The sequence below is a fragment of the Streptomyces sp. NPDC059037 genome (assembly GCF_042740015.1).
Classification (GTDB): domain Bacteria; phylum Actinomycetota; class Actinomycetes; order Streptomycetales; family Streptomycetaceae; genus Streptomyces.
In genome coordinates, this window is the sequence record NZ_JBHYIG010000199.1 from 1 (window position 1) to 18,735 (window position 18,735).

20 protein-coding genes and 4 pseudogenes are annotated in these 18,735 nt (G+C 68.9%); 10 read left to right on the forward strand and 14 right to left on the reverse strand.

All coding sequences use genetic code 11. The features are described 5' to 3' along the window. A partial coding sequence (locus tag ACFWY6_RS31680) for a hypothetical protein (RefSeq protein WP_384697638.1) occupies positions 1-186 on the reverse strand: 186 nt, incomplete at its 3' end. A gap of 9 nt (positions 187-195) precedes the next feature. Here ACFWY6_RS31680 and ACFWY6_RS31685 point away from each other — a divergent pair. Then, a pseudogene (locus tag ACFWY6_RS31685) lies at positions 196-330 on the forward strand (hypothetical protein); the annotation flags it as partial. A 76-nt stretch (positions 331-406) separates the two neighbouring features. Here ACFWY6_RS31685 and ACFWY6_RS31690 read toward each other — a convergent pair. Beyond that, a complete protein-coding gene (locus tag ACFWY6_RS31690) occupies positions 407-544 on the reverse strand; it encodes a hypothetical protein (RefSeq protein ID WP_384697691.1) in 138 nt (45 codons plus the stop codon). 114 nt (positions 545-658) lie between these two features. On the opposite strand from ACFWY6_RS31690, the gene ACFWY6_RS31695 reads away from it, so the two are divergent. Both ACFWY6_RS31695 and ACFWY6_RS31700 read left to right on the forward strand, forming a co-directional pair. Next, positions 659-874: a hypothetical protein gene (locus tag ACFWY6_RS31695; RefSeq protein WP_384697642.1), complete on the forward strand. Its 216-nt coding sequence runs from the start codon at positions 659-661 to the stop codon at positions 872-874. 47 nt (positions 875-921) lie between these two features. Further along, complete coding sequence (locus ACFWY6_RS31700; protein ID WP_384697645.1) at positions 922-1,095, forward strand: hypothetical protein; 174 nt, start codon at positions 922-924, stop codon at positions 1,093-1,095. A 432-nt stretch (positions 1,096-1,527) separates the two neighbouring features. Here ACFWY6_RS31700 and ACFWY6_RS31705 read toward each other — a convergent pair whose 3' ends face one another. The 4 genes from ACFWY6_RS31705 to ACFWY6_RS31720 form a co-directional block, all read right to left on the reverse strand. Next, the gene (locus ACFWY6_RS31705; protein ID WP_384697648.1) at positions 1,528-2,109 is read right to left on the reverse strand and encodes a hypothetical protein; all 582 of its coding nucleotides are present in this window, start codon (positions 2,107-2,109) and stop codon (positions 1,528-1,530) included. A gap of 268 nt (positions 2,110-2,377) precedes the next feature. Beyond that, complete coding sequence (locus ACFWY6_RS31710; protein ID WP_384697651.1) at positions 2,378-2,758, reverse strand: hypothetical protein; 381 nt, start codon at positions 2,756-2,758, stop codon at positions 2,378-2,380. Between the two features lie 261 nt (positions 2,759-3,019). Then, complete coding sequence (locus ACFWY6_RS31715) at positions 3,020-3,631, reverse strand: hypothetical protein (RefSeq protein WP_384697653.1); 612 nt, start codon at positions 3,629-3,631, stop codon at positions 3,020-3,022. Positions 3,632-3,972: 341 nt separating this feature from the next. Further along, complete coding sequence (locus tag ACFWY6_RS31720; RefSeq protein ID WP_384697656.1) at positions 3,973-5,967, reverse strand: acetoacetate--CoA ligase; 1,995 nt, start codon at positions 5,965-5,967, stop codon at positions 3,973-3,975. A 673-nt stretch (positions 5,968-6,640) separates the two neighbouring features. On the opposite strand from ACFWY6_RS31720, the gene ACFWY6_RS31725 reads away from it, so the two are divergent. From ACFWY6_RS31725 to ACFWY6_RS31740, 4 genes are all read left to right on the forward strand, one after another. After that, positions 6,641-7,840, forward strand: coding sequence for an ArsR/SmtB family transcription factor (locus ACFWY6_RS31725; protein WP_384697659.1), 1,200 nt, complete (start codon positions 6,641-6,643; stop codon positions 7,838-7,840). 407 nt (positions 7,841-8,247) lie between these two features. Then, a complete protein-coding gene (locus ACFWY6_RS31730; RefSeq protein WP_384697661.1) occupies positions 8,248-9,717 on the forward strand; it encodes an FG-GAP repeat protein in 1,470 nt (489 codons plus the stop codon). A gap of 597 nt (positions 9,718-10,314) precedes the next feature. Further along, positions 10,315-10,704: a hypothetical protein gene (locus ACFWY6_RS31735; protein ID WP_384697664.1), complete on the forward strand. Its 390-nt coding sequence runs from the start codon at positions 10,315-10,317 to the stop codon at positions 10,702-10,704. Positions 10,705-10,720: 16 nt separating this feature from the next. Beyond that, positions 10,721-11,257 (forward strand): hypothetical protein, encoded by a 537-nt coding sequence (locus ACFWY6_RS31740; RefSeq protein WP_384697693.1) that lies wholly within the window; start codon positions 10,721-10,723, stop codon positions 11,255-11,257. Positions 11,258-11,293: 36 nt separating this feature from the next. Here ACFWY6_RS31740 and ACFWY6_RS31745 read toward each other — a convergent pair. The 3 genes and pseudogenes from ACFWY6_RS31745 to ACFWY6_RS31755 form a co-directional block, all read right to left on the reverse strand. Continuing rightward, a pseudogene (locus ACFWY6_RS31745) lies at positions 11,294-11,518 on the reverse strand (multiprotein-bridging factor 1 family protein); the annotation flags it as partial. A gap of 335 nt (positions 11,519-11,853) precedes the next feature. After that, positions 11,854-12,153 carry a hypothetical protein gene (locus ACFWY6_RS31750; RefSeq protein ID WP_384697667.1) on the reverse strand — a complete coding sequence of 100 codons (300 nt, stop codon included), beginning with the start codon at positions 12,151-12,153 and terminating at the stop codon, positions 11,854-11,856. A 215-nt stretch (positions 12,154-12,368) separates the two neighbouring features. Beyond that, positions 12,369-12,599, reverse strand: a complete 231-nt coding sequence (locus ACFWY6_RS31755; protein ID WP_384697670.1) for a hypothetical protein — start codon at positions 12,597-12,599, stop codon at positions 12,369-12,371. A 450-nt stretch (positions 12,600-13,049) separates the two neighbouring features. Between ACFWY6_RS31755 and ACFWY6_RS31760 the strand changes: the two genes are divergently transcribed. After that, the gene (locus ACFWY6_RS31760) at positions 13,050-13,796 is read left to right on the forward strand and encodes a hypothetical protein (protein ID WP_384697673.1); all 747 of its coding nucleotides are present in this window, start codon (positions 13,050-13,052) and stop codon (positions 13,794-13,796) included. A gap of 369 nt (positions 13,797-14,165) precedes the next feature. On the opposite strand, the gene ACFWY6_RS31765 is transcribed toward ACFWY6_RS31760, so the two are convergent. Then, positions 14,166-14,789: a DUF6000 family protein gene (locus ACFWY6_RS31765; protein ID WP_384697676.1), complete on the reverse strand. Its 624-nt coding sequence runs from the start codon at positions 14,787-14,789 to the stop codon at positions 14,166-14,168. Here ACFWY6_RS31765 and ACFWY6_RS31770 point away from each other — a divergent pair. After that, positions 14,788-15,033 (forward strand): recombinase family protein, encoded by a 246-nt coding sequence (locus ACFWY6_RS31770; RefSeq protein WP_384697679.1) that lies wholly within the window; start codon positions 14,788-14,790, stop codon positions 15,031-15,033. The genes ACFWY6_RS31765 and ACFWY6_RS31770 overlap by 2 nt on opposite strands. Positions 15,034-15,589: 556 nt before the next feature. Here the strand turns inward: ACFWY6_RS31770 and ACFWY6_RS31775 are convergent. Next, positions 15,590-15,997, reverse strand: a complete 408-nt coding sequence (locus ACFWY6_RS31775; protein WP_384697682.1) for a hypothetical protein — start codon at positions 15,995-15,997, stop codon at positions 15,590-15,592. Between the two features lie 196 nt (positions 15,998-16,193). Here ACFWY6_RS31775 and ACFWY6_RS31780 point away from each other — a divergent pair. Then, positions 16,194-16,556: pseudogene (locus ACFWY6_RS31780) on the forward strand (alpha/beta fold hydrolase); the annotation flags it as partial. Between the two features lie 284 nt (positions 16,557-16,840). On the opposite strand, the gene ACFWY6_RS31785 reads toward ACFWY6_RS31780, so the two are convergent. From ACFWY6_RS31785 to ACFWY6_RS31795, 3 genes and pseudogenes are all read right to left on the reverse strand, one after another. Then, on the reverse strand, positions 16,841-16,963 hold the full coding sequence (locus tag ACFWY6_RS31785; protein ID WP_384697685.1) for a hypothetical protein: 123 nt from the start codon (positions 16,961-16,963) through the stop codon (positions 16,841-16,843). Between the two features lie 323 nt (positions 16,964-17,286). Then, positions 17,287-18,084 (reverse strand): alpha/beta fold hydrolase, encoded by a 798-nt coding sequence (locus ACFWY6_RS31790; protein WP_384697688.1) that lies wholly within the window; start codon positions 18,082-18,084, stop codon positions 17,287-17,289. Positions 18,085-18,279: 195 nt separating this feature from the next. Then, positions 18,280-18,626: pseudogene (locus ACFWY6_RS31795) on the reverse strand (IS21 family transposase); the annotation flags it as partial. Positions 18,627-18,735: the final 109 nt, after the last annotated feature.

The following is an 18,735-nucleotide window of genomic DNA, read 5'->3' on the forward strand; positions in this document are numbered from 1 at the left end:
GTCCCCGCCTGCGTGGCGCGCCGGGGGGGGGGGGGTCTGTGCGGCGACGGTCGTGGCGGGCGTCGCGGCCACGGCGGATGTGGCAGTTGCCACCCCCGCCGCACAAGCGATGCCCACGGCAGCACTCACCGCGAATGCCCGGGATATGGGGGACAGGAACTTCTTGGACTGAGGTGTGGTGTTCATGTATTCACCATGCCTACCCTCGCGACCAGTTGCTGGCCGAGCGCATCCGAGCGGGTGAGCCACCCCCTCGTCGAGCTCTCGGGGCTGCCGTCGATCCGGCTGCACGACCTGCGGCACATCGCGGCTTCGCTCATGCTCGCCGCCGACATCGACGTCAAAATCGTGTCCGAGACCCTAGGCCACAGCGACGGCCGGATCACTCGGGACATCCGTCAGTCGGTCACGAGCTGCTCGCGAAGCCGCCGAGGCGACGGCGGCCATCGTGCCGCGCGGTGCAGCTCGCCGCCCCGAGCCGGAGCCCACCGAGACGGCTGCCGATCCGCGCGCGGTCGACGAACCCGACTTCGACCCGGAGCACGACGATGGCGCGTCCTTCCCGCGGCCGCCGGCACCCGCCTCCCGGCGGCGCCGCCTTTGGTAGCGCCCATGCCGTTCTCATAGCGACCACGATCCATGGCTCGAGGCGAGGATCGTGAAGAGCAGCCCCCTCTGGCTCCGCTTCTACGTCAGTCCTCCATCGTCGTGGGAACAGGTCCTCATCGACCGAACCCGCCACCACTTCACCCTGTTCAAGCTGCCTGAGCTCTTCGCGGTGCAGGTCAATCGCACCGTCAGCAGTATCCGCCACCAGCTCGTCGACCTACTGGACTCTGGTGGCAAGAACGAAGTCTCCGCCTATCGCCGCTGACCGGACTGGGCGCGCAAGGTCGCGACCGGGAAACCCGCACCCGCGTGATGGACACACTGCTCTCTGCCGCCCGCCCCCCCCTCTCCCCCAGAGGCACCGACTGCCAGATCATCGCGGCCGTCAACGACCCGCTGCCGTCAGCGGTGCCGGGGGTTCGCGAGCTCCAACTCGGCATGGACCACCGCTTCTTCGACCATGCCGCCCCACACGCCGATGAGTGAGTCCATCTGCCAGACCAGGCTGGCCCTAATGCGGTATCTGCTGGGTGCGGCCTCGTGAATCCCCATGCCGGGACACGCGCTTCGCCGGTCAGGGCCGAGCACTACAACAGCCTCTCTGTTCGCAACAGACTCGCAGCCACCAACGGCGGCAGTCGTTCCATGCTCGCCCCGGGAGCCCGCACACAAGCTGGGGTGCTCTGCGAACCCGCTCGTCTCGCACACGACCTGGCCCGCGCCAGCCGCACCGCCTTCCTGAACCAGCTCGCGCACGCCGCCCACGTCCGCTGGTGGACACGGCTGACCACGCACTGAGATTCGCGTGCATCTGTTCGTTCCGTCCGGTGAACTCGCGTGACTGCAGACGGTGCCGGGCCGACTGGGCACGAGGGAAGCGGGCAGGTGAAGAGCGGCGATGGCACTGACACGGTGATGTCAGCCCTCCTGATAGGGATCGAAGGCTGCGGTCGCCTCGGCGTTCTTGTCTGGGGGCAGTTTGCAAGAGATGCCACCGGGGCTGTAGTCGGTGCAGCTACCCGACCATTCGCTGAAGGGACAATTGGGGTCCAGGATGGACGCGGTCAGCTCAAGTCCTCTCGTGGTGACGCGGATCCTTGCGCACGGCTCCTGTTCGGCCGATTCCTTGCAGGAGGCACGGGCCTCCAGCTGCTTTGTGCAGGTGCCACCCGCACGCGCGAAACCGGTGTCGTCGGGGATGTCCGTGGAGTCGAGGACGATGGCCTGGCCGTTGGGGTTGGTGACGGTGAAGTCCACTGTCTGAGCCTTCGAGCCCGGGTTGATGTGGACCTTCTCGAAGCCTTGGGTGGACAGGGTGATGACGGGTGCGGCAGACGTCCCGGTCGGACTCTCGGTCGGGCTCTCGGTCAGGGTGCCGCCGGAACCTGGAGTGACCGGTGACGGTGAGGGGCCAGAGACGTCGCCGGAGCCTCCGAGGGCCTGAACTAGCGCCGAGCCGATCGCGATCACCGCGATCACCGCTGCAACGGCAGTGATCACACGCCGACGGGTGCCCGGCGGCCGGGACAGGGGCGGGGGCGGGGGCGGGGGCGCTGCCGGTTCTAGCAGGGCCAGGTTGGCCTGGGTGACAGCCGCGCCCGCCGTGTCTCCCAGCCGGGTGCGCAGGTCGAGCGCCCGGCGCAGGACGCGCCGGGCGTGGTCCGCGCGGTCGTGGAGGAGGTGATGGACGCCCTGCTGGTGGGTGAAGTGGGCTGGATGCCGCCGCCGAAGACACGCGCCCCCTCAGCGGGAGGGGGCGCACCTTCGGTCAGTCGTACGACTTCACGCGGAGGGCCTCGGCGTCGGTGGTTTCGATGTAGAACTCCGCCCGGTGATTGGAGCCGTCGACCGCCCCGCCGATGTCCTTCCACTTAATGCAGCCGCCGCCACCCTCGAACTCGCCGACCAGGTCGTTGTCGTGATCCGCGTCGGCTTCCTTCAGGGTGTAGAACTCCTTCGTGGTGGAGGAGGTGGTGATGCAGGTCAGGAAGTTGCCGCCCGTCGACTTCTTCGGCTTCGAGACCCAGACCTTGAACTCTGAGGACCCGACATAGTTCCAGCTTGCCGCCGAAGCCGCAGGCCCCGACACCATGATCAGCGATGCAACGGCGGCAGAGCCGATGCCCAACATGGTCAACGTCTTCCGCAAAACAGGTCTCCTCTACGCGTGCCATTGCGCGAGCAGAACTCCCGCGCAAACGGGCCAGGGACCGGCGCCTCCGGGACGCTACGACCACCGACCACTCATCGATCGTCGCCGTGCCTGCCAACGTTTCGCCAACATCCATTTGGTGGGGGTGGAGGCGCGCGGCGCGCGTGCCGCCGGGCGCTGCAGGAGCGGGCGGATGGCACGTATGGCGACCGAACAGCCGACCTCGGCCGGGGCCGCTAGCGCTGCTCGGGGTCTATGTCAGCACTTCAGGCCGATGATGCCCCACCCGCGTGCTGCAGCCTCGGTGACTACCTCCCCCCATTCGGTGACGAGGGCGGCAAACGACGCGAAGTCTTTGATCCGACCTGTGGGCTGGGCGACGTGCTGTTCGAAGGGTTCACGGAGGGACGGCAGGCCGGGCTCGACCTGGGTCCAGAAGTGATGGAGGGCTTTCACGTCCTCGGGGAGAAGCCATCGCATGGTCTCTGGGCACCAGTGGTTCTCCCGTCCGGGGACGGCAGGGGTGAAGGGAGGATCCGCGAACTCCCAGTTGTATTCGCCCCAGAACAACGGAGCGCTGAACTCGTCCAGTGCCGTACGCAGTTCGGGCTGGACGAACTCTCGCATCTTGTCCCAGCGTTCACCGGCCCAGAAGTGCGGCTTGTACGAGGTGAGGGTGTTGCGGAACTCGTAGCTCGCGTACCAGGGGCCGTTCTGGGCATCAGGCCAGCTCCATCCCTCCGGCAGGTCTGGCCCCCGGGCGTCGTCACTGCCGAACGCAGCGGTCTCCACCAGGTCGGCCCGCAGCTCGGCCGGCGTCGCTTCTATGTACGCGCAGTCGACGATCAGGAGTTCCATGCACAGGCCCACGCAGTGAGCGTAGACCAGCTCTTCGGGCGACCGACTCGACATCGGCGTGTACCGAGGGCCACGGAGCGGCGCGTCCGCCACGGCCGCCCTCATCTGCGACGGCACCGAGCAGACCGAATCCGTAACCATACGCGGTACGACAGCAGCCCCTCCCCCTACACGGCCGGCCGACCGGCCGGGCGAGCGTCGTCATGTGGCTCTACTTGGACGACGAGCGAATCGACAGCGCGGTCAGGCACGGGGAGATCAGTAGCCCGTTCTGACCGACAGCCACCGATGCCTCACCGGGCACGATGCCGAAGGGCCCCGCTGCTCGCAGCGGAGCCCTTCGTGCCGGCGGCTCAGGTGGCCTCGGGGCCCTCGCGGCGTTCGGCGCCCAGGCGGGCGTAGTAGTCGATCAGCGCGGGGTCGTCGACGGCGCCGGGGTTTACCACCTCGGCGGCGGGGACGCCCTGGAGGAGGCGCTTGACCGGGACTTCGAGCTTCTTGCCGGTGCGGGTGTGCGGGATGGCGGGGACCTGGCGGATCTCGTCGGGGACATGGCGGGGTGAGGCGCCGGTGCGGATGGCCCGGCGGATCGTGTCGCGCAGGGCGTCGTCCAGGACGGCGCCGTCGGCGAGGACCACGAACAACGGCATCCAGTAGCCGCCGTCCGGTTCCTCCGCCCCGATGACGAGGGATTCGGCGATCTCCGGCAGGCGCTCGACCACGTCGTGGATGTCGGCGCTGCCGAGGCGGACGCCGTTGCGGTTGAGGGTGGAGTCGGAGCGGCCGTGGACGATCACCGAGCCGTGTGCGGTGCGGGTGATCCAGTCGCCGTGCCGCCAGACACCGGGGTACGTGGAGAAGTAGGCGTCGCGGTAGCGGGTGCCGTCCGGGTCGTTCCAGAAGTACAGGGGCATGGACGGCATGGGGCGGGTGATCGTCAGTTCGCCGACCTGGTCGGTGACGGGGCGGCCTTCGGTGTCGTACGCGGCAAGGGCGACGCCGAGGTAGGGGGCGGAGAGTTCACCGGCCCAGACCGGGGTGGTCGGGGCGCTGCCCACGAAGCCGGAGACGACGTCGGTGCCGCCGCTGCCCGACGCCAACTGGACGTGCTCAGACACGTGTTCACGCACCCAGGGGTACGCGGAGGCCGGCAGGGTGGAGCCGGTGCAGCCGATGGCGCGGACCTGCGAGAGGTCGTGGGCGGCGGACGGGTCGATGCCGAACTTGGCCATGCCCAGGAGGTATTGGGGGCTTGTGCCGAAGAGCGTGACGCCATGCCTGGCCGCCAGTTCCCACAGCACGTCCGGGCGGGCCTGCGGGGCGGGGCTGCCGTCGTAGGTGCAGGCGGTCGCGCCGGTGAGGAGGGCGGAGACCACGAGGTTCCACATCATCCAGTGGGTGGTGGTGTACCAGAGGAGGCGATCGCCGGGACCGAGATCGCTGTGCAGGCCGATTGTTTTGAGGTGTTCGAGCAGGACGCCGCCGTGGCCGTGGACGATGCCCTTGGGCAGACCGGTGGTGCCGGAGGAGAAGACGACCCAGAGGGGGTGGTCGAACGGCACGGGGGTGCAGTGGAGCGGTGGGGCGGTGCGGCCGACCGCTTCTTGCCAGGTGACAGTCGGTTCGGCGAGGTCGGTCGGCCAGGGCAGGCCGGCGCGCTCCACCAGGATCGTGGCTTTGAGGGTGGGCAGGGCCCGGCTCAGATCGAGGGCGGCCTCGCGGCGGTCGTGGGTGGTGCCGTTGAAGAGGTAGCCGTCGGCAGCGACAAGGACTGTGGGTTCGAGTTGGGCGAAGCGGTCGGCGGCTGCCTGGGGCGCGTAGTCCTGGCCGCAGACCGACCAGACGGCGCCGAGGGAGGCTGTGGCCAGGAAGGCGACGATCGCGTGCGGGGTGTTGGGGAGGTAGCCGACGACGCGGTCGCCCCGGTCGACGCCGAGGTCGCGTAACGTCGCGGCGAATGATGCCACTTGAGTACGCAGTTCCTCCCCCGTCACCTCGTAGCTCGCGCCGGTCTCGTCGAGCGCGATGATCGCGGGTGCGTCGGCGCCGAGGTGGCGCAGGGCGTGCTGCGTGTAGTTGAGGGTGGCGCCGGGGAACCAGCGGGCCCCGGGCATCTTCTCCTCTGCCAGGACCTGCTCGTACGGAGTGGCCGCCTCGACGGCGAAGTGGTCCCAGACGGCCGCCCAGAATCCTTCGAGGTCGGTGACGGACCAGTGGTGCAGGGCGGTGTAGTCGGCGGGGTCCACACCGACACGGCGGGCAAACTCCGCTATGCGGCTGGTCGCCGACTCGTCCGGGTCGGGGGTCCAGAAGGGTTCGGGCAGTTCGGCCGGTTCGGGCGTGGGCATGACGTGCGCTCCTCGTCGAGGCGGGCCATGGAGTCATGGAGGTCATGACGATCATGACGGGTCGTGGGGTGCGGGCCAGCAGCGGGGCCCAGGCTTCCGTGCCGGTGAAGCGGGAGGCACCCGGCACAACAGTGTCGAGGGCCACGTGGTCGGGGCGCAGCAGCACGGCGTCGGCCCGGCCCGCGCGCAGCCAGCCGGCGAGGGCACCGTCGACGCGCAGGACGCGGGCGCCGAGGGCTTCGGCGACGGGAACCACGGGGTACTGGTGCGCCCACCCACAGGCTGCTGTCCAAGCCGCGGTCAGGCCCGGTGTCGAAGCCGCCGAAGAAGACGGAGCTGTCAGCGATGACCGAGTCATGCCGGGGAGACCCGACCCGTCGCACGAACCGGTCTACGGGCGCGCATGCGCGGTCAGGAAGCGAGCGCGGCCTACGCCTGAAGCCGGATCGGGCGCGGTGGGTTGGGGCATGCTGGGGGGTGCGCTCACGTGTTCTACTTCGGTGGCAGGGGGCCGGTCAGTGTTACGCATTCACTTCACGGCGGAAGACCTCGTCCGGACACGGGTGGCGGCAACGATCGGCGTCGCAGCGGAGGTCTACTTCAGCCTGGAGCTGCTGAGGGAGCAGCGGGACCTTCCTCACTTCCGCCGTGGCGGTCAGCGGTTGCGGGCCGGATGGGAGCGGACACGCGCCCCCTGACGTCCCTGGTTCCGGTGCGCGGCCCCGGGCTCGATCTGCTGGCCCTGATGGGTGATGTGCCCTCTCTGGACCACGCCGTGGACAACCTGCTGCACGCCCCGGTGTCCCGGCTGCGACGCGAGTTCGAGGGGCTCGACTTCCAACCCGGACACCTGCCGTGGGCCAGACGGGTGTCCGAGGGTGATCGCGACGCGCGGCGGGAGCTTGCCGAGGCCGTGCGCGCCTGCCATCGGCTGACCGTGGAGCCCTACTGGCATCGAGGGCGGTCCGAACTGGTCGCGCTGTCCACCCGTTGCGCGAACCTGGTGTTGGAGGGAGGCATCGATCTACTGCTGCGTTCGATCTGCGCACCACTGGTCCGCTGGCGTCCGCCGGTGCTCGAAGCTCCCTACCCGCGCCGAGTTGAGATACGTCTCCAGGGAAGGGGGCTGATCATCACGCCCACGGTCTTCGCGAAGCGCCCGATGAGCCTTCTGCGGGACCCGTTCGATACTGCCCAGCCTCCCCGACTGACCGTGCCGGCTCTCCGGCGGCCGCTGACCGGTACCGGACCGGCGGAAGCGGACGGCTGCGCCGTGCGGAACCTGGAGTCTCTGCTCGGCCGCACGCGAGCTGCCGCTCTGCATGTGACAGCGGAAGGCTGCACGACGAGTGAACTGGCCCGCCGCCTCAACGTCACGGCCGCCGCGGCCAGTCAGCACGCGACAGTGCTGCGGAACACGGACCTCATCACCACCAGCCGCGGCTCATCCCATCCTGGAGGTCGTATGAAGACTCACCTCGCCGCCGCCGTCGGTTCCGTCGCGCTGACCGCGGGCGCGTTGCTGGGCGCTCCCGCCGCCGGCGCGCAGACCGCCGCCTACCCGGCCTCCCCTTTCGACGTCACATACGGGGCCAGCTACGTCCGCGGCACCCTGACTTGGTACAACCGGTCGGTCGGGGTCGATGGAACACTCCGGGCCGTCGGCTGCCGCAGGGCCTGGTTCGGCGCGTACGGTGCCTCTGGCAACCAGCTCGGCGCCGTGAGCACCAGCACCAGCACCAAGTGCGACGTGACGTATCCGTTCAAGATCGGAATCCCTGCAGATGCGCCCGGCGGGGCCGCGTATGTCATCGTCTGTGTCGACGATGCGAACGCGAACCATCTCAAGTGCGCGCGGGTCAACCGGCCCTGACCCGTCCGACCGGTCGGAGAGTGACGTTGCCTGTCAGGTGACCGACCGCTACCGGTCCGGTCATGAGCCGATGCGCCGGCCGCCGCACACGGCAGCGCAGAACTGACGTGGGCACAGGAGCAATGCCGCTGTCCATCAACGTGCCCTGGCAAGCCGTGTGACGGCCTGCCAGGGCTCGGGTGTACCCCGAGCCGCTCGGAGGGCAAGCCGCGAGTGCACCGGGCTCACCAGCACCGCAGATTTCGCGCCGCCAGACGTCCAGTCGGGCGGCGTCCGCACCATTGAGGGTCTCATCCACCCACCGTGAACCCGGCGCCAACCACCGGTGAACTCCGTACAACCAGCTCCACCCTTCGACGGTCACACACACCAGATGCCCCGCCCCCGTCGACCGAGTGGGAGCCACCGTGCCACACAGCAGACGCATCCTGACGTACGCCATCGCAGTCGCCGCCGCGGCCGCCGCCGGGTTCGTGTTCCCGTCCGGCGCCACCGCCGCCGCACCCCCTACCACCACGAGCGACTTCAACGGCGACGGCTACGCGGACCTCACCGTCGGCGTCCCGGACGGGACCGTCGATGGCCAGGCCAAGGCCGGGTATGTGAACGTGGTCTGGGGCGGCCCGAAGGGCGTCGGCGCCCACGGAAGCATCCGTGTCACCCAGGCCACTCCGGAGGTTCCCGGCACCCCGGAGGCGGGCGACCGCTTCGGCGCGTCCGTGGCCCTGACGGACCTCAACGGCGACGGCATCGCGGAACTGCTTGCCGGTGTGCCCGGCGAGGATGTCACCGACCGAGGTACGGACGCGGGCATGGTCATCGCCGTAGGCGGCTCAGAGGGCGGGCCGGGACCGGGGTCGACGGTCCTCACCGGGCCGTCGCCGTCGGCTGCGTACGGCAGATCGGTCGTGGCGGCCGATCTGACCGGCGGAGAGAACAAGGTGATCGTGATCGGCGGCACGGACAAGGTCGTTGCTCGTGTCATCCAGGGTGAAGACAGCATGATCACCACCGTCGTCGCCGCTCCCATGGGCGGCCGCGCCCCCGTCCTGGCCACCGGCGACTTCGACAGCGACGGCCGCGACGACCTGGCCGTGGCGTACTGGACTGCGGGCGATCCCAACACGCAGTCCCACGTACGCCTGTGGAAGTGGGACGCCGACCAGTCCGAGATGGCCAACTTCTGGAACACGGACAACGCCGGCGTGACCGCCTTGGCCACCGGCGACTTCGACGGTGACGGCAACGACGACCTGGCGCTCGGCGAATGCCGTGAGATCGCCGACGAGAACATCGACGACCCGTGCGGCCCCGAACAACTCGCCAAGGGGGGCGGCATTCACATCCACTACGGAAGCCCCGCGGGCGGCTCGTTCGGCAGCCGCGCCCAGACCCTCAACCAGGACACGGCGGGCGTCCCGGGGGTGGCCGAGGAGGGCGACCGTTTCGGCGCCGCCCTCGCCGTCGCCGACGTCAACCGCGACGGCCGCGACGACCTGATCGCGGGCGCTCCCGGCGAGGCCATCGGAAGCAAAGCGGGGGCGGGTGCCGCCTGGCTGCTTCACGGCGGGGCTCAGGGCCTGCTCGACGCAGGCGGCGCCGCCAAGTCCGTCGCCTGGAACCAGGACACCCCCGGCGTCCCGGGCGTCGTCGAGGCGGGCGACACTTTCGGCGCGGCGGCCGCCACGGGCGACTACAACGCCGACGGTGCACCGGATGTCACGGTCGGATCCCCCGGCGAGAACGCCTCCCTGGGCGCCGGATGGCTCCTCCCCAGCGGCTCGGCCGACGGCTCGTCGGCCTTCTCGCCCCGCACGCTCGGCCTCCCGTACCTCTCCACGGCTCAGAAGTACGGCAAGCCGCTGAGTAGCCACTGAGAGCGCCCTACGGATACTGCGCCCGCCCCTACAGAGTCGGCAGCCCCCCGTAGGGCGACGAGCCGATACCTCCCTGCCCGGAGCACTACCTGTACGCCTCGACAGCCGCGCAACGCAGAGGCGATGGCAGACCAGACTCCGCAGCGCCCGTGACTTCCTTCGTCAAGGCCGCGGTGGCCAACTGTCCCTGAGCAAAACGGCCAACCACTGCTGAGCACCGGCCGCCCACCAGCGGACGCAATGACTGCTGACACAGAATGTGGCTGCCGAGAAGATCTGGCCCCGCCCGCGAGACGAAGACCGCAGCGGCCGCGGTGAGACAGAGGTGAGACAGAGGTGAGACAGAACAGAGAACAGCAGGCAACAGCGTTGGCGGAATGCAGCGCCGGCTGCGATCCCACAGCTAGGAGTAGCTGCAGAGGGAAGCACCTGGAGGCTCTCCCGCCGCCCTGACCGGCACCGACGGCTGCGGAGGAATCAGGGCCACGCTGCCTCGGGGAAGGCCACATGGCGTGAGGCGTTCGTATCCGGCCTGGTCAGCGACATGACCGACCTGCTGGATGAGTTCGAAGGGGCCTTTGAGGCGGGCAACCGCTGATGTTCCTGCGCGTCGACGCCAGCTGGATAGAGGAGTCCCTCCAGCAGTTCGAGCAGCAGACGGGCCGGGAGACCGGCATCGACGACTGGGGCGCGCTCGCGGCCGCCGTCTACCGCCACGCCTACGAACTGCACGCCGATGAACCCTTCTATCTCGAGACTCCGGTGCGGGCCGCGACCCTGCTGCAGATGTTCGTTGCCACCAGGCCGTTGCAGGACTACAACGGCCTGGTCGGCAGCGCGCTCGCGCTGCGCTACATGCGCGAATCCGGGGAGCCCGTCAAAGCCCCTGCGGGCGGCCTGCCCAAGCTCGTCACCGGGCTTCGCACCGGCACCCTCACCCTGCGCACCGTCGCCGGCCGGCTGCGCTCCTGGGCCACGCCGATCTGAGGCAAGAGGGGCGACCGTGACCAGGGAGCTTGAGCGCTTCATCCGTATCTACCTGAACGAGGAGCAGGCCCATGATGTTCGGCGATGGCTGCGCCCGACGCTGCACGCCTTCAAGAACACCTTCGTCGACGGTGTCCGTGATGGTCTTGAGAGCGTGCTGCGCACCCGGGAGCTTTCCGTCGGAGACTACGAACGGCTGACCAACATCGAGTTCGTCGACGAGAAGGCCCTGTACGGCTACCTGCACCACATGCACCACATGCACCAGTACCTCTTCGCGGACGGCGGCGTGCAGGTCTCCGACCAGGCCTGGCAGAGTGCTGGCGAGCTGGGCGTGGCGGACCGTGTCTCGAACAGGATGCGGGCCTTGGCCAGGCGCCCATCGGACGGGGCCGGCGATCCGCTGCCGGCGGGGGTGGCGGCGAGCACGTCGTCCACACCGGCCAGGAGGGGCGAGGGAGCTGCCAGGCCGACGGCGGCGAGCAGAGTGCGGCGGCGCAAAGGGTCCTCCTCGGCCAAAATCCGGACCAGGTGCCGCCACTGCAGTGGTTGAAGAGGCGTCCAGGCCGACGGCCGCGGCCAGTACACGCGTGGGCATGCCGACCGCCCGCGCGGCGCGCTGCAGCGCGGCCAGGTCGGGGAGCCTGCGCGCTTCGAGACGGGAGACGGCGGAGGCGGAGCAGCCGATCCGCCGTCCCAATTGACCCTGGCTCCAGCCCAGATAGCCGCGTCCTAGCCGGTTTAGAGCGCCCGCGTCGTGGCGGGCGACCAGAGTGCTGGTCTGGATCGAGTTCCACAGCGGATCGGTGCGCATCACACCTCCACGGGCCACGCGCACGCGGCCGGTCCGTCCACGGTAGGCGGGGGGGGTGACGGGCCGTCGAGCAGGTGTGCAGGATCTGCAAGCCCCGTGCGCGGCGCGGGAGTCGACCACTGCCTACGCCGCGGCCGCGCTGCCCCCCCCCTCTCCGCGAGGGCTATGTCGACCGCTGACTCTGCGGCAACCCGCGTGGCGAACGCAGGCCGCGTGCGATGACGGCGCCCGCCTGGCCGCGGTCGGCACCTGACGATGCATCGTCGCGGGCCCTGTCGGCGCTCCACAAACATCCAGGGTGCGCCGGGCGCAGGCCAGCGCTCCGCGCCCTTCGCTCAGCCGAACAACAGCCTGCCAAGCAGGCCTGCAGCTGCATCTTGCTCAGGACTCTCTGCGGCCGGAGTCTCACGTTGGGCCGGAGTCTCACGTTGGTCGATACCCCCGATTCGATTCACGCCGTGCTCAGGCAACGAGCCCGGCTTTTCACGTCCGACATGCTCGGGCTGGTCATTCCCGGAAGCGGTCTGAACGATGGTGCCGCGGTTCTCTTCGTCGTCGGCGGTGGCCGGGCCAATGCCGGCAAGGACTGCCGCACCAGCCATGGCGGTTACGGTCAGGAGCGTGCGGATGCGCATGTGGGGCGTTCTCCGTTCGAGTGCGAAACATTGGACAGGCCCATATCATCATCAATTGTGAAATTGACGCCCAATGCGTCCATCTGTGGGCGAGGCGTCCCATAAAGCAAGTGGACCGCGGCGGGGAGTGCCGGCCCGCTGTGCTCGTGCTGAGGTACTGCGGCATCCGGTGAGGTCAACTTGGCGGTGAAGGCTACGGCAGCGATGGCCGCCTCTCACGGGATGACGCGAAACATCTCGCGGGAGTACTCGGCCCGCGGCGTGAGCACGTTCAGGAGCCGGTTCACATGCGCGCCACACGCGTTCCGGTTCTCCTTCTTGCCGGTCTCCTTGCCGACGAAGAACATCAGCCACACGGCTGGGTCGCGGCACGGGCAGAGCCGGGTGGTCTGCGCTGCGCTGCTGAACGCTCCGGGCGCGGGCGGGTTCTTGCGGCCCCTGCTCACTTTCCTCCAAGTACGCGGTGATGCGGGCGGCAGCTGGGTCGAGGTAGTGGCGCTGGGTGGCAGCGTGGAGGATGCGACCGAATACAGAGAACGTCTTGCGGGAGGTCCTTGGCAGTCGCTGGTTCGCCCCATCGCGGCGTCCGGCACACACTCTTGCCGCACCGGACGAAGACCCATGTACACCCAGCGCGAGGGCCCTCGCCCGGCGCGCCGAGAGCCCGCACCGGACGCCGCTCCTTGACGGGCACCCCTGACTGACACGGCACTAGAACGCCGTCACTGCCGAAGGCGATTGAGTGGACACTGACTGGCTGTCACCGTGAGGCGTTCCGAACTCCCTTGGCTTGGTTGGCTTGGTCGGCTCGTCACACTCACGCTGTCAGGAGGAGGCCGCCTCAGGTACACCCACAATGGGTCGCACAGAGATGTCGACGGATAGGGATGCGGGGGATGGGTGAAGTGAAGGCGGCGCTGGTCCAGGAAGATCTGCGGGTCCGGGTGGTGCGCCGTCGAGTGCGCACCGGTAACAGGGAGTTGACGATCGTGCGGCCCGAGCCGCAGCTTCGGTGCGTGGCCCTCTATCGGCAGAATGACGACGAATGGCGGATGTCCGTGGACCGCCCCGACGGCAGGCGCCTCGCCGCACTCTTCTTGCTGGCGGCCCGTTCCAGCCACTCGCTCATCCACCTGCCCACCCGCAGCGCGGCCCCGGCGCCTGCCTTCGACGACGAGCACGAGGTGCCCTTCGATCTCGTACTGGCGCCCCGGGCACTGCAGTTCCGCCCAGGGCACTGGAAGCGGCTGCGTCAGTTGGCCAGCTCCAGAGCCAACACCGGCAGCGTTACCAGTGTCTCGCCCCCACTCGCCGATCTCCCCGAGCCGGGCCCCGAGATGCCGCTCGGTCTCTGGCCCTACCAGTATCGGGAACTGATGGCGCGGCAGCAGCGTGAGCAGCCCTCGAACTGGCAGCGGCCGCCCCGAATACAGGACCAGATGCAGGCGGAGACCCTCTTCCTGACCGGTGATCCGATGGACTACCGGGCGGCGGCCAGGGACCTCGTCGACCTGACCGTATACGGCCCTCCGCACGCGCAGGTCGGGCACTTCATCCCCGGTGGCTGCTATTACCACATCTGCCGGGACCTCGGGCCCTGGGACGGGGCCCACGTCGAGTACGCCCCGTCCTGGGCACATTGATGAATACGCCGGGCGAAGACCCTCGTACTGGAGGCCCGGTGCTGCGAGAGCATGCACCGGACGGCGAGGGCCGGGCGAACGTTGGCTGACACAGCACCAGCTTTGCGGAGCGAGGCCCGCTCCCTGGTGTCGACGGCGCGGCCCCGGCGGAGCTTGGTTGCCGCTCACTCCGCCAGATACGTGCACCGCGCCGATGCGAGGGGCGGCGGCATGGCGCCGGTCTCCACAACCGGATGCCACGGTTCGACTCCTGCCGCGCCTGCCACTGATCACACGTGCCGGGTCGTCCACGCACGCCTCGGCCACCGCCCGCGGCCGGCGGCGCGGTGACTCGTCGACCGGTCCGCTGCCCCGGGTCTGGCCCACGGATCATGTGCGGTGCGCGGTGGAGTGACTGGCGCTTTCCTGCGCGAAGGAGCAGAACTTGGCCATGACTTCCTGGTATTCGGCGGGCTCCGGCTCTTGTTCGGCGCGCGGCCCGTGTATCCACTGCTGCCAGGGGCCGTTCGGTGTGAGGAAGCGGGCCGCCCGGTCGGTGCCGTGGGCGGCGTCGAGGTGGAGCAGGGCTCCGAGCGCGGAGGACTGGTCGTAGTCCAGGTCGGGTCGAGCCAGGTAGCGGTCGAGGTAGGCGGCCAGCAGGTCGGCATCGGCCTCGGTGCCGAAGGTGGCCAGGGTGATGCAGTACGCGTGCCCGGCGTAACAGACCTCGCTCGCCAGAAGGAGCTCGCCCAGCCGCGGCCGGAACTCGGTACGGCCCGCGATCGCGATCAGCCAGGCCGCGGTCTTGCGTTCGCGCCAGCCGCTGTCGAGGAGGACGCCGAGCTCGTGGGGCGATATGGCATCTGCCGCTCGGGCCAACTCCCGCGCGAACTTGCCGCGCTCGCGGTCGCTCAGCCGGAAGATGCCGTAGTGCAGTCGCATGTAGCGCTGACCTGCAGCGACGTAGTGGCGGCGCAGCCGCCTCAGTTCGGGATCCTCAACGTCGTGGCGCATGCCTGCATGGTGCCCTACAGGGCTGGTCGGCCGGCGCGGCGGAGCCGTTCACCGGTGGCTCAAGGACCGGTACCTCCAGTTGCGTTCGGAACTGCGGGCGGCGGGCGCCTCACTCCGTGACATCCGTCGTCGGCTTGAAGCGGAGCAGATCCCGCCCCGACGCGGCGACCGATGGCACCCAGAGGCCGCGCGTCGGATGCTCCAGCACGAGGCGCCGTACGCTCTCCGCCCGCGGACACCCTGAGACCACGTGTCGTTCGAACGCCGATACGTGTGTTCCGCCGACTACTGCGACACGGCAGTGCCACCGCCCAATCCGCTGGAGGCCGGGGACGAGGGCGTCGACGGGCCCTCGTCCCCGCCCGGCCCGGGGGCCTGAGCTTCGGAGAGCCCCACCAAGGATGAGCACCAGCGCAGTCAATACCGCGGTGGCGCAGACGATGGCCCCCACGATGTTGCCTTTGCCGACTGGCCCCTGCCGGGTGTGCTTGTCGACGAAGCACCCCACGAACATGCCACCAACCAAGAGGACGCAGCTGACAGCGTCGATATGTACGGTCAAGGTCGGGACGACCGAGCCGTTCGCTGCGCGCGCGCCGCGGCCAAGTCTTCTTGCGTGCCCTGGACGATGAGTTCGCGGATGAACTCCGCGAGTGCCGCGCACACACGGAGCATGCGGGCGACGGCTCGCGCTGCGGCGTGGAGGTCCGGTACGCCATCGGGGATGAGTCCCTTGGACAAGGCGGAGAGCTCATCGACGGACCACCAGCATCGCTGATGGTCCGTCACAAGGGTTGTAATTAGTGATCGTTGAGGAATTGGAAGTGGTAGGAGCCCGAATTGTCCGAGGGCTCATGCGAGACTATGACGTCGAATTTCTGGCTTTCCGCGAGGTTGTACTTGCCGCCGTCCGAGGCGTCCCGGTAGCTGCACTTACCGTCGTTCTTCTCGTCGGTGAGGCTGTACACGAGGTCGCCACTGTAGTAGTCGAAGACGTTCACCCACGCCTTCTTGCCGTCGCTCTTGGTGTCACAGACCTTGAGGTAGTCGCCGCGCTCCTCGATGTAAGCCGCCGCGTGCTTACCCGTGTCGTACAGCGGTCCGTGGTCCCAGTCCACCGCCTGCGCCGAGCCCGGCACCATGGCCACCGCGACAGCGCCCATGGCCAGTGCGGACATTCCGCCCTGAACTATTCGCTTGATGCGCAATTCAATCTCCCTAGCTTTTATGGTGAGGAGCCGTCAGAGTCGTATGAGGCTAACAATGGATGTCGGTCACCTCGCTCGCCAGGGTGGCTTCATGTTCCCGAAGGGTGCCGCTGCACACCGGGCGATCTACACGATCCCGGACCTCCGGACCTTGGGGCGCCGGTAAGAATGCTGTCACCAGCCGCAAACAGCGGTGATGACCGACCCGACCATCGGCCACCTGCGCGTGAACGGCGCGGCCCCCTTCGACCGCATCGCCGACGACCTGGCCGCCGAATACACAGTCGCGACGTACGACCCGCGCGGCATGTCCCGAAGCACCCTGGACGACCCCGAGGCCGAGCAGCGAGTGGCCCAGCACGCCGACGACGCGTTCCGGATACTGCAACTGCTGTCGCCAGGTGGGCCCACCCGGCTGTTCGGCTCCAGCTCGGGCGCGATCACCGCCCTGCACCTGCTCACCGCCCACCCCGAACACGTCCAACGCCTCGTGGCACGCGAGCCACCGATCGTGGAGGTCCTGCCGGACGCCGCCGAACACCGCGCGCTCATCGCGCGCTCATCGCGCGAGTGCGCCCATCTTCAAGAACCCAGGCCGCTTACGACCTGCTGCGCCAGTGGTGCGGTGTGGACGTTGTCGAGAGCTTCGAAGAGCTGAACCTCGCCCACACCGACGCCACGCTCACCCCAGTCCCGAACGTCTCTGCCCCGTCCTCGCGACGGTGCTTGGGGTGAATGTTCATCATGTCGGTCACGGTGCCGCCGGATTTCTGGAGTCTGTTGATCAGTTCGGTCGCCTCGGGCACCGGGGCTCTGCGTGACGAAGTGCTCCGAATCGGCCAGCTAATGGAGCAGGCCATCGGCTGCCTGCGCCAGGCCGGACAAGCCGAGCCAGCCGACCGCTTCGAGCGGGAACTCGGCATCCCCCTCGAGACACTGCGCCAGGCCGAGCGCGACGACTGCCACCTCGACTGCCTGGGCACCGACGACAGGAAGCCCCGTGGCCCGCGCCAAGCTCAACAAGCGCCCGGGAGCAGGTCTGACGGAGCTCACCCTCCTGCTGTGTGCTCAGGAGCAGGAGGGTGGCAAGGTTGGTCCGCCGTTCTGGCCGAGGCGGGCGCCCGATAGATCTGCTGGCTCAGCGCATTGAGCCTTCTCGGTAGCCTCCGATTGCTCTGTGTGACGGCGGTCGGATGGTCGGCGGGCTCCAAGGGCGGGTGCGGGGATCTCAGCGAAGCGGATCGGGACCCCCAGTCCGTTCACGCCGATCCGGGCCCTGCGACCGACAGCTACGAAGGTGCGCGCAGGAATGGCCTGATGGTGCGGACGAGTTCCTCGGGATGATCCCACTGCGGCGTGTGTGCGCCCGGGGTCTGCACTGCCTCGACCCCGAGTCGGGCGGCGAGCCAGGCGGCGGCCTCGCCGAAGAAGTCCGGTGATTCCCGGCCGACCAAGACCTGGGTAGGGGTGGTGATGCCGGCGAGCGTCGCATCGTCAGGGCGGTAGGACTCGAACGTCCCCATCTCGACGCCGAAAAGGGTCTCCCCGTTCGAGGTCATCCTGCGACGCAGGTCCGGGTCCAGGCGATCCCAGCTCGCGTCGCCCGCAGCGAACCGGATGAAGTGCTCTACGGCTGCCTGAGGCCCCCCGGCGGCCATCCCTGCTTCGACAACCGGCCCCACAACGGCCTGAACCTCGCCCGGGTTCTCCAGGACCGAGAAGAGCGTGATCTCGTGCAGGAGGGCGCCGCGGACGACGCCGGGGTGGCGGATGAGCAGGTCGAGGGCGGTGATCGCCCCATAGCTGTTGCCGAACACGGCGGCGGGAGCGAGCGCGAGCGCGGTGAGAAGTGCTGCGGCGTCGTCGGCCTGCTCAGCTACAGAGGTGGTCTCCCACCCGCTGGGACGGGGGCTGCGGGAGTTGCCGCGTCTGTCGTAGGTGACCACGGTGAATTCGTCGGCGAGCAAGTCCGCGACCCGGTCGAAGTGTCCGCCATCGCCGGTCGCGCCGGAGATGAACAGCACCGATGGGCCATTGCCCCGAAGCTCGTAGTAGATGTCTGTCCCGTTCACGGCAATCGACGCCATAGCGACTTCCTCAGCTAGACGAGGGCCTTCGCGCCTCTGCGCGATACTGCTGGCCCTGCTGCCTCGGCGCGTCGGACGCGGCGCACCGTGTCGCCTGCGGGTGGGCGCGTCGAGCGGCCAAACGGCGGTCGCCGGCCGTCCCCTTTTCAACTTCCAGCTTCCGTGATCTCCGTCAGATGGTGCGGCCGAACTCCAATTGACGAAGAAGGCGACCAGGCAGTCCGTGCCGACGTGCCGCAGATGCCGCAGATGCCGCTGAGCCACCACATACGGCGAGGCTGGCAGCGGCCGCAGGGCCATGCGATCCCTCCCGGCCAGAACATGATCACGGATGATCAGCACCTGGCGTTCGACCCGGCCCTTACCGGTGGGCCGGTAGGCGGCCAGGACATCCGGGCCGAAGTCGTAGTGGCTGGCGAACCCGACCGCCTCAGGGTGCAGCGGAACTGCTTCGCCGGAGTTACGTGACGGCACACGACGGCCTTGATCCAGTCGTAAACGATCGACGTTGGCACCCCACCGAAGTGGGCAAACACGGCGCGACTGCGCCCAGGCGCAGCTCTTCTTCGTCGACGACGCGGGCGGCTCCGACGTGTGGTTCGTCGCCGAGGAGGGCTGCGTCATCCGACAGTACGCCGCCGAGAGCGACCC

Bases quoted from the DNA above. Each gene is read 5' to 3' on its own strand.
- ACFWY6_RS31725 (WP_384697659.1), top strand. From the start codon at position 6,641: ATGGGAGCGGACACGCGCCCCCTGACGTCCCTGGTTCCGGTGCGCGGC.
- ACFWY6_RS31765 (WP_384697676.1), bottom strand. From the start codon at position 14,789: ATGCGCCACGACGTTGAGGATCCCGAACTGAGGCGGCTGCGCCGCCAC.
- ACFWY6_RS31735 (WP_384697664.1), top strand. From the start codon at position 10,315: ATGTTCCTGCGCGTCGACGCCAGCTGGATAGAGGAGTCCCTCCAGCAG.
- ACFWY6_RS31750 (WP_384697667.1), bottom strand. From the start codon at position 12,153: ATGCGCATCCGCACGCTCCTGACCGTAACCGCCATGGCTGGTGCGGCA.
- ACFWY6_RS31720 (WP_384697656.1), bottom strand. From the start codon at position 5,967: ATGCCCACGCCCGAACCGGCCGAACTGCCCGAACCCTTCTGGACCCCC.
- ACFWY6_RS31700 (WP_384697645.1), top strand. From the start codon at position 922: ATGGACACACTGCTCTCTGCCGCCCGCCCCCCCCTCTCCCCCAGAGGC.
- ACFWY6_RS31770 (WP_384697679.1), top strand. From the start codon at position 14,788: ATGCCTGCATGGTGCCCTACAGGGCTGGTCGGCCGGCGCGGCGGAGCC.
- ACFWY6_RS31760 (WP_384697673.1), top strand. From the start codon at position 13,050: ATGGGTGAAGTGAAGGCGGCGCTGGTCCAGGAAGATCTGCGGGTCCGG.
- ACFWY6_RS31790 (WP_384697688.1), bottom strand. From the start codon at position 18,084: ATGGCGTCGATTGCCGTGAACGGGACAGACATCTACTACGAGCTTCGG.